A 13,033-nucleotide genomic window follows, 5' to 3' on the forward strand; every position below is an offset into this window, starting at 1 on the left:
CGGACGCGGCGGACAGGCTCGTCGACGTGCTCCTGTCCGCCGCGTCCGGCTGACCCGGGCGCGAGCCGCGGGGTTACGGGAGGTGCCGGGCGGCGCCGTCCTCGACCAGGGTGACGACGGCGGCGAACGCCTCCTGCCCCTTGCCCCACGGGTCGGGGACGTCCCGGTCGATGAGGTACAGGCCGAGCTTCGGCGCAGTGCGCTCATCGACCAGGGTACGGAGGGCGGTGAGGTTGCCGGTGTCCATCGCGAGGATGGTGTCCGCCCACTCCAGTAGGTCGCGGCTGATGTGCACACCGCGGTGGGCGGTGAGGTCATAGCCGCGGGCCGCTGCGGCAGTGACCATCTCCCGGTGGGCCGGGTGCCCGACCCACTTGTCGCGGGTACCGGCCGANACCATCTCCCGGTGGGCCGGGTGCCCGACCCACTTGTCGCGGGTACCGGCCGACCGCACCTCAACGGCCGGGCCGCCGAGCTCGGTGAGCACGACGGCCGCCAGCGGTGAGCGGCAGTGGTTGCCGAGGCAGACGGTGAGCAGGCGCCGTGGCCCGGCGGTCACCGCGCCGCTCCCGCCGTGAGAGCCCGCCGCAGCTCGCCGGCGACGCGGTCGACATCGGCCTCCGTGAGGTGCTGGTGGAACGGGAGAGTCATGGCCTGCTGGCCTACCCGCTCGGTCACCGGCAGCGGCCGGTGCCACTCGGCGAAGGCCGGTTGCGTGTGGTTCGGCGGGTAGTGCGTGCCGACGCCGATGCCGTGCTCCCGGAGGGTGCGGAACACCCGTTCACGGTCGCGGAGGACGCGCACGGCGCACAGGTGCGGGACGGAACGGTCAACGTCGACGTCGACCAGGGCGACGTCGTGGATCCCGTCGAGGGCAGCGGCGTACGCGCGCCAGAGGTCCCGGCGCTTGGCCTCCGCCTCCGCGAAGTGCTGGAGCTGGACGAGACCGATCGCGGCGTTCAGCGACGACATCTGGACGCGCATCCCGAAGCCGTCGACTGTGTACGTCGTCGCCTCCGCGCGCCAGGCCGCCGATTCGACGATGCCGAGCCCGCGCAGCCGCCGGCAGGTGTCGGCCTCCAGCGGCGTGCGCGGTACGACCATGCCACCCTGGCCGCAGGTGAGGTTCTTGATCGGGCCAAAGGAGAAGCACGTCAGGGCGCCGGTCGCGCCGACGCGGCGGGTTCCTTCGTAGGAGCCGAACGCGTGCGCAGCGTCCTCGACGACGGTGACGCCATGCTCGTCGAGCGCGGGCCGGGCGGCGGTGAGGTCGACGGCCCGGCCCCCGTAGAGGACCGGGAGGATCGCGCGGGTGTGCGAGGTGAGGGCGCCCAAGACCTCCGCGGGCTCGACGCAGAGCGTGGCCGGGTTGATCTCGATGAAGCGGGGCCGAGCGCCGGTGGCGAGGACGGCTTGCACGGTCGCGCAGAAGGTGAAGGAGGGAACGATCACCTCATGCCCGGGGCCGACGCCAGCGGCGAGGAGCGCGACGTGCAGCGCGGCCGTGCCAGAGGCGACCGCGACGGTGTCCGGCACGCCGAGGAAGCCGGCGGCGGCGTTCTCGAACTCGTCCGTGACCGCGCTGTGGTTGTACCGGCCGCTGCGCAGGGCCTCCGCGAGGGCGGCCTCCGCGCCGCTGTAGAGGTACGGGCGCGCGTTGTGCGCGGCGCCCGCCGGTGCCGTGAGGATCATCGGCTCTTCCCTTCGCTGGCGGTCAGGGTCTCGACGTACTTCGTGAGGGTAACGTCCGACTTGTACGTGAGCCGGTCGTGGTTGACGTCCTGGCGGAAGAGGCCGCGGAGGAGCTGCCCGACGTAGTCGGCGCCGGCCGCGACGGCGGCCGGGAACCCGCCGCCAACCCGGGCGTTCGCCTCCGTCACGACGACGCGGTCAGGGCCGCCCTCCCGGATGAAGCCCTGCACGCAGCATGCCCCGGTGACGCCGGTGGCGGTGAGCGTCGCGCGGACGCACTCCTCCGCGTGGGGGTCGTTGAAGGTGCGGGAGACGACGGCCAGCCCGCCCTTGACCAGCAGCCGGTACCGGAGGATCACCGACGCATGGCCGGCGCGATCGACGAGGCAGTCCGCGGTGAACTCCCGGCCGCTAATGTGCTCCTGGACGATCGGTTCCGGGATGAGCTCGCACAGGACGCGGGCCTGCTCCCGCGTGCGGCAGACGTGCACGCCGCGCGCGCCCTGCTCGTGCCGCGGCTTGACGAAAGAAGGCCGTCCGGGGCTTGGTCGATCTCGTGCGGGAGGACGGTGCGCGGGGTTGGGATGCCGCGCTCGGTGAGCACCGTGGCGAACCGTGCCTTGTCACCGCACGCTTCGACCGCGGGCGGGTCCGGGAGCCAGGTGGTGACGCCGAGGTCGGCGAGGGGCCGGCGGAGGCTGAGGAGCTGCGGGAGCTCCCGTTCGACGGTCGAGAGGACGGCGTCGGGCCTAGCCTTCGCGCAGAGGCGGAGCATGCCGGCGCGGTAGCCGAGGTCCGTCGCCGGCACGGTGACGTGCGGGGTGGTCTCCGGGAGGAGGAGCCCGGGCGCGTATGGGTCCGCGTCGGCGGTGATGACACGACAGCCGAGGCGGATCAGGGACCGGGCGAGGTCGAAGCCGGGGGCGCCGCCGACGCCGGTGACGAGGATGCGTTTCGTCACGTCGGTCACCTCCCGGCCGGGACCGCGGCGGCGGGTCGGGCCGGCGGGGCGGCCTTCAGGTTGCGCATGAGCGGGGCCCACCGGTCCGGGTTGCGGCGGTACCAGTGGGCGGTCTCGGCCAGCCCCTCCTCGAAATCGTGGACGGGCCGGTACTCAAGGCTGTTCGCGATCTTGTCCCAGACCATCGAATACCGGATGTCGTTCGCCTGCCGGTCGGGGACGTAGGTGACGGAGTCCCAGGTCGCGCCGAACACGCGCAGGAGGGAGTCGGTCAGTTCGCGGTTGGTGCGGTCGGTGCCGCCGCCGATGTTGTAGACCTCGCCCGGGACACCGCCGCGGAGGACGAGTTCCACGCCCTGGCAGTTGTCTTCGACATGGAGCCAGTTGCGCACGTGCTCCCCGCGGCCGTGGAGGGTGACCGGCTCACCGCTGAGGAGCCGGGTGACGAACAGGGGGATGATCTTCTCCGGGTGCTGGTACGGGCCGTAGTTGTTCGAGGAGCGGGTCACGCACACCGGCACGCCGTAGGTCCGGAAGTACGAGAGCGCGACGAGGTCACCGGCAGCCTTCGACGCGGCGTAGGGGACGCTCGGGCGGAGCGGATCCTCCTCCGTCGCCGCCCCTTCCAGGAGCGGCCCGTACACCTCGTCCGTCGAGACGTGAACGAACCGCTGGACGTCGTGCCGCATCGCGGCGTCGAGGAGGATCTGCGTACCGTGCACGTTCGTCGCGAGGAACGCGCCAGCGGCGAAGAACGAGCGGTCGACGTGGGACTCGGCCGCGAAATGCACGACCGCAGTGTGCCGGGGCATGAGGGTGTCGACGAGCTCCGCGTCGAGGATGTTGCCCTGAACAAACGTCAACTTCGGACTGAGGAACGCAGTCCCCAGGTTCTCGATGTGTCCGGCGTAGGTGAGGGCGTCGAGCACGGTAACGCTGGCGACGTCCTCGGCCGCCAGGATGCGCTTTACGAAGTGCGAGCCGATGAAGCCGGCTCCGCCGGTCACGAGCAGGTGTTCCATGGGATGCCTCCCTGGAGAGAGGAGACGGCGCCGGCGTTGACCGCGCCGTCGGAAGCTGCCCGGCTCGCTGCCGGGCGTCATCACCATCTCGGCCCGAGCCAGGGGGAGGGAGGCTCCCGGGACAGGTCGGCTTACGGTGTGCGAGGGTCGCACACCGTGTGCTTCCGTACGCCCTCCCGGCACAAGGGAGTTGGCGCTACCGTCGTCCCTCCCGCCGTTCCGTAGGAGGCGCCTATGGACGTCATCAGACCAGCGCGAGAGATCGGGGCCGAGCTCCGGGGCGCGCGGTGCCGCGCTCGGCTCACACAGGCGCAGGTCGGCAACGCAGTCGGCTACTCGCCGTCGGCCGTCTCCCGGATCGAGGCCGGTCGAATGCGGCTGGAGTTCGACCGGCTTATGCGGTTCGCTGCGTTCTTGAGCATCCCACCCAACAGGCTGACCGGGACTCCTGTGCCAGGTGGGGTCGCACTCGATACGGTGGAGCGCCCAGCGGACGAGGAGGATGCGGTGCGTCGTAGGAACCTGCTCACCGGAGCGTTGGCCGCCGGAGCAACGGCTGCCTTCGGCGCCTCACCAGCCAGTGCCGTTTCGGGTGCAGGTGATCCGGCCGCCGGCCTTGAGGACGTTCTGTTCCGTCTCCCCTCCGCCGCGCCCGTCCCGTTGGCGCGTCTCGTGCAGGAGGCGGCCAGCGCGCGGGCGGACTTCTGCGCGGCCCGGTATACTGCCCTCGGCCGTGTCCTTCCCGGCCTCCTCGCCGCGGCGTCGGCGACGCGGGACGCGTCGACCGGGCGGGCACGGGAGAAGGCGAGCATCGTCCTCGCGCGGACGTACGTCCTAGCCGCCGAGCTGGCGCTCAAGCAGCACAGCGACGCGGCCTGGGCCGCCGCCGACCGCGCCCTGACCGCGGCCCGGGCCAGCGGCCATCCAGTGCCGATCGGGGAGTCATCGCGCGTGCTGGCGATCACGATGCGCCGCTCGGGGAGCTGCACGTCCGCCGTACGGCTCCTCACCAAGGAGGCCGCCGACCTTGACACCAGCCAGGAGCAAACCGGGGCGGTCCGTACGACGCTGATGCTCACGGGCGCGTACAGCGCGGCGACGGGCGGGGACCGTATGACGGCGCTGGACCTCCTCAACGCGGCCGAGGAGGAGGCCGACCGCCGCGCGGCCGTGCCGGGCCTGTTCACCGTCGACGCGACGCGCACGCAGGTCGACGTCTACCGCATTGGGGTCTTCAACGCGCTCGGTACCCCGGACGAGGGCGTGAGCGTTGCACGGCGGATCGACATCGACATGATGTCGACACCGGAACGGCGAGCCCGCGCCTGGACGGACACCGCCCGCATGTGGCACGCCCTGGGTGACGGCCCGCAGACGTTCGCGGCGCTACAGCGGGTCGAGGAGGAGGCGCCGCAGGAGGTGCGGCGCCCGGCGCTACGAGCCCTGACCGCCAATCTGCTGTACGCCCCGGCCCGCGTGCCTGGCGTGCGGCAGTTCGCGGCGCGTACCGGGGCAATCCCGGCCTGACGAATACGAGCAGCAAGCGACCCCCGCCGGATGTCCGCGGGGGCCGCTTGCTGTGCGGGTCGCGCCTCGGCGGCCGTACCGGCGATCCGGCCCGCTCGGCGGATTCGCTCCCGACGGGCTCCGGGTGGATTGGGTGGTGGCACCCCACAGCCGTGCAACGCAATGCCCCAGAGCTGGCCCACCGCCTAAGCCCGCGGCACCCGAATAACCCCCTCCTGGATCACCGAGGCCGCCAGCAGCCCGTCGGCCGTGAAGATCCGGCCCTTGCCCAGGCCCCGGCCGCCCTGGGCGGTGGGTGACTCCTGGTCGTACAGCAGCCAGTCGTCGGCGCGCAGCGGACGGTGGAACCACATCGCGTGGTCCAGGCTGGCGCCGACCACATCGCCGACCGCCCAGCCGCCCCGGCCGTGCGCGAGCAGGATCGAGTCCAGGAGGGTCATGTCGGAGACGTAGGTGACCAGGCAGATGTCCAGCAGGGGGCGGGTGACGGTGTCGCCGCAGCCGGCGCCGTCCGCGAGCGCCTTGTCCAGGTCGCCGTTCGTACGGAACCACACCTGGGAGCGCGGTTCGCGGGCCTGGCCCACGGTGCCGAACGGCGGCTCGTCCACGTACCGCAGATCGATCGCCTCCCGCGCCTCCAGCAGCCGCTCGGTGACGCCCGGTTCGACGAACCGGTCGGCGTAGCGCGGCAGCATCTCGGCGGCCGTGGGCAGGGTCAGCGGATCCGGCGCCGGCGGCATCGGCTCCTGGTGTTCCAGGCCCTCCTCGTGGGCCTGGAAGGAGGCCGAGAGGTGGAAGATCGGCTGGCCGTGCTGGACGGCGACGACCCGGCGGGTGGTGAAGGACCGGCCGTCGCGGATGCGGTCGACGGTGTAGACGATGGGCGCGCCGGGGTCACCGGGGCGCAGGAAGTACGCGTGCAGGGAGTGCGGCGGCCTGTCGGCGGGGACCGTTCGGCCGGCCGCGACCAGTGCCTGTGCGGCGACCTGGCCGCCGAAGACCCGGGGGACGACTGCCGCGCGGCTCTGGCCGCGGAAGATGTCCTGCTCGATCCGCTCCAGGGCGAGCAGATCGAGCAGGGACCGGAGTGCGTCGTTCACGTACGTATCGCCGTATCGCTCGTGTCGTTCGTATCGCTCTGCGGTACGGCCTAGAGGCCCATCGACTTGGCGATGATCGACTTCATGACCTCGCTGGTGCCGCCGTAGATCCGGTTGACGCGGTTGTCGGCGTACAGGCGGGCGATCGGGTACTCGTTCATGTAGCCGTAGCCGCCGTGCAGCTGGAGGCACTTGTCGATGACGCGGTGCGCGACCTCGGTGCAGAAGAGCTTGGCCGAAGCCGCCTCGGCCGGGGTCAGCTCGCCCGCGTCGAGTGCCTCCAGGGCGCGGTCGGCGACGGCCTCTGCGGCGTCCACCTCGGCCTGGCAGGCGGCCAGCTCGAACTTGGTGTTCTGGAACGCGGCGACCGGCTTGCCGAAGACCGTGCGGTCCTGCACGTACTGCTTGGCGAACCGGACGGCGGCCTTGGCCTGCGCGTACGCGCCGAAGGCGATGCCCCAGCGCTCGGACGGCAGGTTCTGGCCGAGGTAGTGGAAGCCCTTGTTCTCCTCGCCGAGCAGGTCCTCGACCGGCACCTGCACATCGACGAACGCCAGCTCGGCGGTGTCGGAGACCTTCAGGCCGAGCTTGTCGAGCTTGCGGCCGACGGAGTAGCCCTTGGACTTGGTGTCGACGGCGAAGAGGGAGATGCCGAAGCGGCGGTCCTCGGCGGTCGGCGCGGAGGTGCGGGCGCACACGATCACACGGTCGGCGTGCACACCGCCGGTGATGAAGGTCTTGGCGCCGTTGAGGACGTAGTGCGTACCGTCCTCGGAGAGCTTCGCGGTGGTCTTCATGCCCGCGACGTCGGAGCCGGTGCCCGGCTCGGTCATCGCGAGGGCCCACATCTCCTCGCCGGTGACGAACTTCGGCAGATAGCGCTTCTTCTGCTCGTCGGTGGCGAGCATCTGGATGTACGGCAGGCCGAGCAGCACATGCACGCCGGAGCCGCCGAAGGAGACGCCCGCGCGGGCGGTCTCCTCGTACATCACGGCCTCGTACTTGTGCGAGTCGATACCGGCGCCGCCATACTCCTCGGGGACCCGGATGCCGAAGATGCCCAGCTCGCCGAGCTTGTAGTAGAAGTCGCGCGGGGCCTGGCCCGCGGCGAACCACTCGTCGTGGACGGGCACGACCTCGGCCTCGATGAAGGCGCGTATGGTCTCGCGGAACGCCTCGTGATCCTCGTTGAACACCGTACGGCGCATTGCTACGTCGCCTCCTCCAGGTCGCCGGCCAAACGCATGTCTAAGCGCTTGCTCAGTGAAAGCTACCGGCCAGTTACCGAAGCTGTCCAGAGGTGAACGAAACCCTGTGCGAACCGGGGCCGGCCCTACGCCCCCGGGACCCCCGCCCCCACCGACTCCCCCGTCACCGGCTCCCCCGCCACCGCGCCGAACGCCCCCAGCGCCAGCCGGTGCAGCAGCTCCGCCATTTCCGTACGGCCCGGGAGGGCGCCAGGGCGGCCGAGGTGCGGGGTGGAGTTCAGCAGGCCGAAGACGGCGTGCACCGCGGCGCGGGCCTGGGACTCGGAGGGGCCGGGGTGGACCCGGCGGACGACCTCCACCCACAGCTCGACGTACTGCCGCTGGAGCTGGCGCACCCGCTTGCGGTCGGCTTCCCTCAGCCGGTCCAGCTCGCGGTCGTGCACGGTGATCAGCGGCCGGTCGTCCAGCGCGAAGTCGATATGGCCGTCGATCAGTGCGTCCAGCACCGCCTCGGGGCTCTCGCCACCCTCCGCGACCCGCATCCGGCCGCCCGCGAGCAGCCGTTCACTGATCCCGACCAGCAGCTCGGCCAGCATCGCGTCCTTGCCGGCGAAGTGCCGGTAGAGGCCGGGGCCGGAGATGCCCACGGCCGCCCCTATCTCATCCACCCCGACGCCGTGGAAGCCGCGCTCCGCGAAGAGCCGGGCCGCCTCCTTGAGGATCTGCTCACGGCGGCTGGTCCGGTCGGGAGCCTGCGCATTACTCATGCCGTCGATTGTAGACAGCCGGGTTAGTGCTCGTTAACCTGAAGGAGATGAGGTTAACGCCCATTAACCCGGATGGCCCGGCAGCCGCGGACCGCGGCCCCGGGACAGCTGACCGAGCAAGGGGGCTCGTACTGATGGAGCAGGCACCGGTGCTGGGGAGTGCCGCCGATCCGGCGTCCGACTCCTGGCGGGCCAACGAGGCCGCGCACCGCGAGCTGGCCGCCGAGCTGCGCGAGAAGCTCGCGGCGGCCCGGCTGGGCGGCGGCGAGAAGGCCCGGGCGCGGCACACCGCGCGCGGCAAGCTGCTGCCCCGCGACCGGGTGGACGCCCTGTTGGACCCCGGGTCGCCGTTCCTGGAGCTGGCGCCGCTGGCCGCGGAGGGGATGTACGGCGGGTCCGCACCGGCCGCCGGGGTGATCGCCGGCATCGGGCGGGTCTCCGGCCGCGAGACGCTGATCATCGCCAACGACGCCACGGTCAAGGGCGGCACGTACTACCCGATGACGGTCAAAAAGCATCTGCGGGCGCAGGAGATCGCCCTGGAGAACCGTCTCCCCTGTCTGTATCTCGTGGACTCCGGCGGTGCCTTCCTGCCGATGCAGGACGAGGTGTTCCCCGACCGGGAGCACTTCGGGCGGATCTTCTACAACCAGGCCCGGATGTCGGGGGCGGGCATTCCGCAGATCGCCGCCGTCCTCGGGTCCTGTACGGCGGGCGGCGCGTATGTCCCGGCCATGAGCGACGAGGCCGTGATCGTCCGGAACCAGGGCACGATCTTCCTGGGCGGGCCGCCGCTGGTGAAGGCCGCCACCGGCGAGGTGGTCACCGCCGAGGAGCTGGGCGGCGGCGAGGTGCACTCCAAGACCTCCGGGGTCACCGACCATCTCGCCGAGGACGACGCCCATGCGCTGCGCATCGTGCGCACCATCGTCTCCACCCTCGGCGAGCGCGCCCCGCTCCCCTGGTCGGTGCGGACCGTCGAGGAGCCCAAGGTCGACCCGGCCGGTCTGTACGGCGCGGTGCCCGCGGACTCCCGTACGCCCTATGACGTACGGGAGGTGATCGCGCGGATCGTCGACGGCTCCCGCTTCGCGGAGTTCAAGGCCGAGTACGGCACGACGCTGGTCACCGGCTTCGCCCATGTGCACGGCCACCCGGTCGGCATCATCGCCAACAACGGCATCCTGTTCTCCGAATCCGCCCAGAAGGGCGCCCACTTCATCGAGCTGTGCGACCAGCGCGGCATCCCGCTGCTGTTCCTCCAGAACATCTCCGGCTTCATGGTCGGCCGCTCGTACGAGGCGGGCGGTATCGCCAAACACGGCGCGAAGATGGTGACGGCGGTGGCCTGCGCCCGCGTCCCGAAGCTGACGGTCGTCATCGGCGGCTCGTACGGGGCGGGCAACTACTCCATGTGCGGCCGGGCCTATTCGCCGCGCTTCCTGTGGATGTGGCCGAACGCCAAGATCTCGGTGATGGGCGGCGAACAGGCCGCATCCGTCCTCGCCACCGTCAAGCGCGACCAGTTGGAGGCGCACGGCGAGGAGTGGAGCGCCGAGGACGAGGCCGCCTTCAAGGCGCCGGTGCGCGAGCAGTACGAGACCCAGGGCAACGCCTATTACGCGACCGCGCGGCTGTGGGACGACGGCGTCATCGACCCGCTGGAGACCCGGCAGGTGCTGGGGCTGGCGCTGACCGCCTGTGCCAACGCGCCGCTTCCCCAGAAGGACAGCACCGCGCCCGGCTACGGCGTCTTCCGGATGTGAGAGGGATGTCCACAGCAATGCCCACCAACTTCGACACCGTCCTGATCGCCAACCGCGGCGAGATCGCGGTCCGCGTCATCCGTACGCTGCGCGCCCTCGGCATCCGCTCGGTCGCCGTCTTCAGCGATGCGGACGCCGATGCCCGGCATGTCCGCGAGGCCGATACGGCCGTACGGATCGGTCCGGCACCGGCCACCGAGAGCTATCTGTCCGTGGAGCGGCTGCTGGCGGCGGCCGCGCGGACCGGTGCGCAGGCCGTCCACCCGGGCTATGGCTTCCTCGCCGAGAACGCCGCCTTCGCCCGTGCCTGCGCGGACGCCGGACTGGTCTTCATCGGCCCGTCCGCCGAGGCCATCGAGCTGATGGGCGACAAGATCCGCGCCAAGGAGACGGTGCACACGGCCGGTGTCCCGGTCGTGCCCGGCTCCTCGGGCAGCGGTCTGGACGATGCCCAACTGGCCGCGGCGGCACGGGAGATCGGCGTACCGGTGCTGCTCAAGCCGTCGGCGGGCGGCGGCGGCAAGGGCATGCGGCTGGTCCGCGACGAGGCGCTGCTGGCCGACGAGATCGCCGCCGCCCGGCGCGAGGCCCGCTCCTCGTTCGGTGATGACACCCTGCTCGTCGAGCGCTGGATCGACCGGCCGCGGCACATCGAGATCCAGGTCCTGGCGGACGGCCACGGCAACGTCATCCATCTCGGCGAGCGTGAGTGCTCCCTCCAGCGCCGCCACCAGAAGGTCATCGAGGAGGCCCCGTCGGTCCTGCTGGACGAGGCCACCCGCGCCGCGATGGGCGAGGCGGCCGTCCAGGCGGCCCGCTCCTGCGGCTACCGCGGCGCCGGCACCGTGGAGTTCATCGTCCCGGGCAAGGACCCCGCCTCGTACTACTTCATGGAGATGAACACCCGCCTCCAGGTGGAGCACCCGGTCACCGAGCTCACCGCGACCCTCGCGGGAGTGCGCGGTATCGACCTGGTGGAGTGGCAGCTGCGGGTCGCGGCCGGTGAGCGTCTCCCGTACGTCCAGGAGGACATCACCCTGACCGGGCACGCCATCGAGGCCCGGATCTGCGCCGAGGACCCCACGCGTGACTTCCTGCCGACCGGTGGCACGGTGCTGGCGCTGCACGAGGTGCAGGGGGACGGGGTGCGCACGGACTCCGGCCTGTCGCAGGGCGTCGAGGTCGGCAGCCGCTACGACCCGATGCTCTCCAAGGTCATCGCCCACGGCCCGGACCGGGCAAGCGCACTGCGCGCACTGCGGGCCGCACTCGCCGGCACGGTCACCCTCGGCGTGACGACGAACGCCGGCTTCCTGCGGCGGCTGCTGGCCCACCCCGACGTGGTCTCCGGCGAGCTGGACACCGGGCTGGTGGAGCGGGAGGCGGCCGGTCTGGTCGACGGGGAGGTGCCGGACGAGGTGTATGCGGCGGCCGCGGCGGTCCGCCAGGCCGCGCTGGAGCCGCCGGTGGCCGACGGCGGCTGGCGCGACCCGTTCGCCGCGCCGAGCGGCTTCCGGCTCGGCGGCGAGCGTGCCCCGGTCCGCCACTGGCTGCGGGTGCCGGGCCATGACCCCGTCGCCTACGACATCCGGCCCGGGGAGCCGGGCGCGGTGGCCGCGCAGATCGAGCCGGACCGCGTACGGATCACCGTCGACGGTGTGCTGCACACCTTCCACCGCAGCGGCGACTGGCTCGGCCGGGACGGTGACTCCTGGCAGGTGACCGATCACGACCCGGTGGCCGCGGCGCTGCGCGGGGCCGCCGGGGCGCATGGCGCGGACACCCTCGCCGCCCCGATGCCCGGCACCGTCACCGTCGTCAAGGTCGCCGTCGGCGACGAGGTGGCCGCCGGGCAGGGCCTGCTGGTGGTGGAGGCGATGAAGATGGAGCACGTCATCTCCGCACCGCACGCCGGGACCGTCACCGAGCTGGACGTCACCGCGGGCACGACCGTCGCCATGGACCAGATCCTGGCCGTGATCGCCCCGCACGAGCCGGCCGGGGAGTCCGCGACCGTATCCGAGGGCGAGCAGGAGAGCGCATCATGACCGCAGCCGGACTGCCGATGGAGGTCACCGCGGAGGGGCTGCCCACCCGCGTACGGATCCATGAGGTCGGCGCGCGCGACGGTCTGCAGAACGAGAAGACCGTCGTTCCCACGGAGATCAAGGCCGAGTTCATCCACCGGCTCGCCGATGCGGGCCTGCCGGTCGTCGAGGCCACCAGCTTCGTGCACCCCAAGTGGGTGCCCCAACTCGCCGACGCGGAGCAGCTGTTCCCGCTGCTGGGCGATATCGCCCCGCACCGGCTCCCGGTGCTGGTGCCCAACGAACGCGGACTGGACCGTGCGCTGGCCCTGGGCGCCCGTCGGATCGCGGTGTTCGGCAGCGCCACCGAATCGTTCGCCAAGGCCAACCTCAACCGCACGGTCGACGAGGCGCTGGCGATGTTCGCGCCGGTCCTCGCGCGGGCGAAGGACGCCAAGGTGCATGTCCGCGGCTATCTCTCGATGTGCTTCGGCGACCCGTGGGAGGGGCCGGTGCCCATCGCGCAGACGGTGCGGGTCTGCCGGGCGCTGCTCGATCTGGGCTGCGACGAGCTGAGCCTGGGCGACACCATCGGCGTCGCCACCCCCGGCCATGTCCAGCACCTGCTCGCCGCCCTGAACGAGGCGGGCGTGCCCACCTCCCGCCTGGGCGTCCACTTCCACGACACCTACGGGCAGGCCCTCGCCAACACCTTCGCCGCGCTCCAGCACGGCGTCACCACCGTCGACGCCTCGGCGGGCGGCCTCGGCGGCTGCCCCTACGCCAAGAGCGCCACCGGCAACCTCGCCACCGAAGACCTCGTGTGGATGCTGCACGGCCTCGGCATCGAGACCGGGGTCGACCTGGACCGGCTGACCGCCACCAGCGTGTGGATGGCCGAAGCCCTGGGCCGGCCCAGCCCCTCGCGTACCCTCCGTGCCCTCTCCCACAAGGAGTGACCCT

At 71.8% G+C, this 13,033-nt stretch carries 12 protein-coding genes and 2 pseudogenes; 5 read left to right on the plus strand and 9 right to left on the minus strand.

All coding sequences use genetic code 11. The features are described from left to right. Nucleotides 1-73 precede the first annotated feature (73 nt). From DY245_RS09040 to rfbB, 6 genes and pseudogenes are all read right to left on the minus strand, one after another. The coding region (locus DY245_RS09040; RefSeq protein ID WP_244942928.1) for an arsenate reductase/protein-tyrosine-phosphatase family protein at nucleotides 74-394 on the minus strand (321 nt) is incomplete at its 5' end. Between the two features lies 1 nt (nucleotide 395). Next, nucleotides 396-559: pseudogene (locus tag DY245_RS47495) on the minus strand (arsenate-mycothiol transferase ArsC); the annotation flags it as partial. After that, nucleotides 556-1,692, minus strand: a complete 1,137-nt coding sequence (locus DY245_RS09045; RefSeq protein WP_128505381.1) for a DegT/DnrJ/EryC1/StrS family aminotransferase — start codon at nucleotides 1,690-1,692, stop codon at nucleotides 556-558. The pseudogene DY245_RS47495 and the gene DY245_RS09045, both read right to left, overlap by 4 nt. After that, nucleotides 1,689-2,147 (minus strand): ATP-grasp domain-containing protein, encoded by a 459-nt coding sequence (locus DY245_RS45175; RefSeq protein WP_244942929.1) that lies wholly within the window; start codon nucleotides 2,145-2,147, stop codon nucleotides 1,689-1,691. The genes DY245_RS09045 and DY245_RS45175 overlap by 4 nt, the downstream gene beginning before the upstream one ends. Then, nucleotides 2,048-2,653 (minus strand): ATP-grasp domain-containing protein, encoded by a 606-nt coding sequence (locus DY245_RS46025; protein WP_244942932.1) that lies wholly within the window; start codon nucleotides 2,651-2,653, stop codon nucleotides 2,048-2,050. Before DY245_RS46025 ends, DY245_RS45175 begins: the two co-directional genes overlap by 100 nt. A 5-nt stretch (nucleotides 2,654-2,658) precedes the next feature. Further along, on the minus strand, nucleotides 2,659-3,675 hold the full coding sequence (rfbB, locus tag DY245_RS09055) for a dTDP-glucose 4,6-dehydratase (RefSeq protein ID WP_128505383.1): 1,017 nt from the start codon (nucleotides 3,673-3,675) through the stop codon (nucleotides 2,659-2,661). Between the two features lie 234 nt (nucleotides 3,676-3,909). Here rfbB and DY245_RS46030 point away from each other — a divergent pair. Together DY245_RS46030 and DY245_RS09060 are read left to right on the plus strand one after the other, a co-directional pair. Then, nucleotides 3,910-4,047 (plus strand): annotated as a pseudogene (locus DY245_RS46030) (helix-turn-helix transcriptional regulator); the annotation flags it as partial. A gap of 135 nt (nucleotides 4,048-4,182) precedes the next feature. After that, nucleotides 4,183-5,202 carry an XRE family transcriptional regulator gene (locus DY245_RS09060; protein WP_244942930.1) on the plus strand — a complete coding sequence of 340 codons (1,020 nt, stop codon included), beginning with the start codon at nucleotides 4,183-4,185 and terminating at the stop codon, nucleotides 5,200-5,202. Between the two features lie 185 nt (nucleotides 5,203-5,387). Here the strand turns inward: DY245_RS09060 and DY245_RS09065 are convergent, their stop codons facing one another. The 3 genes from DY245_RS09065 to DY245_RS09075 all read right to left on the minus strand — a co-directional run bounded on the left by DY245_RS09065 (nucleotide 5,388) and on the right by DY245_RS09075 (nucleotide 8,277). Next, nucleotides 5,388-6,302, minus strand: coding sequence for an acyl-CoA thioesterase (locus DY245_RS09065; RefSeq protein WP_128505387.1), 915 nt, complete (start codon nucleotides 6,300-6,302; stop codon nucleotides 5,388-5,390). Nucleotides 6,303-6,352: 50 nt separating this feature from the next. Beyond that, nucleotides 6,353-7,510 (minus strand): acyl-CoA dehydrogenase family protein, encoded by a 1,158-nt coding sequence (locus DY245_RS09070; protein WP_128505389.1) that lies wholly within the window; start codon nucleotides 7,508-7,510, stop codon nucleotides 6,353-6,355. 125 nt (nucleotides 7,511-7,635) lie between these two features. After that, entirely contained in the window at nucleotides 7,636-8,277 is a 642-nt protein-coding gene (locus tag DY245_RS09075) for an SACE_7040 family transcriptional regulator (protein WP_128505391.1), read from the minus strand. Nucleotides 8,278-8,411: 134 nt separating this feature from the next. On the opposite strand from DY245_RS09075, the gene DY245_RS09080 reads away from it, so the two are divergent. Genes DY245_RS09080 through DY245_RS09090 form a run of 3 tightly spaced genes read left to right on the plus strand, consistent with a single transcriptional unit; the run spans nucleotide 8,412 to nucleotide 13,029 of the window. Continuing rightward, nucleotides 8,412-10,043, plus strand: a complete 1,632-nt coding sequence (locus DY245_RS09080) for a carboxyl transferase domain-containing protein (RefSeq protein ID WP_128505394.1) — start codon at nucleotides 8,412-8,414, stop codon at nucleotides 10,041-10,043. Nucleotides 10,044-10,060: 17 nt separating this feature from the next. Beyond that, nucleotides 10,061-12,091 carry an ATP-binding protein gene (locus DY245_RS09085; protein ID WP_128505429.1) on the plus strand — a complete coding sequence of 677 codons (2,031 nt, stop codon included), beginning with the start codon at nucleotides 10,061-10,063 and terminating at the stop codon, nucleotides 12,089-12,091. Continuing rightward, nucleotides 12,088-13,029 (plus strand): hydroxymethylglutaryl-CoA lyase, encoded by a 942-nt coding sequence (locus DY245_RS09090; RefSeq protein ID WP_128505396.1) that lies wholly within the window; start codon nucleotides 12,088-12,090, stop codon nucleotides 13,027-13,029. Before DY245_RS09085 ends, DY245_RS09090 begins: the two co-directional genes overlap by 4 nt. The last annotated feature ends 4 nt before the right edge of the window (nucleotides 13,030-13,033 follow it).

The organism is Streptomyces inhibens, assembly GCF_003389455.1.
GTDB classification, from domain to species: Bacteria; Actinomycetota; Actinomycetes; order Streptomycetales; family Streptomycetaceae; genus Streptomyces; species Streptomyces inhibens.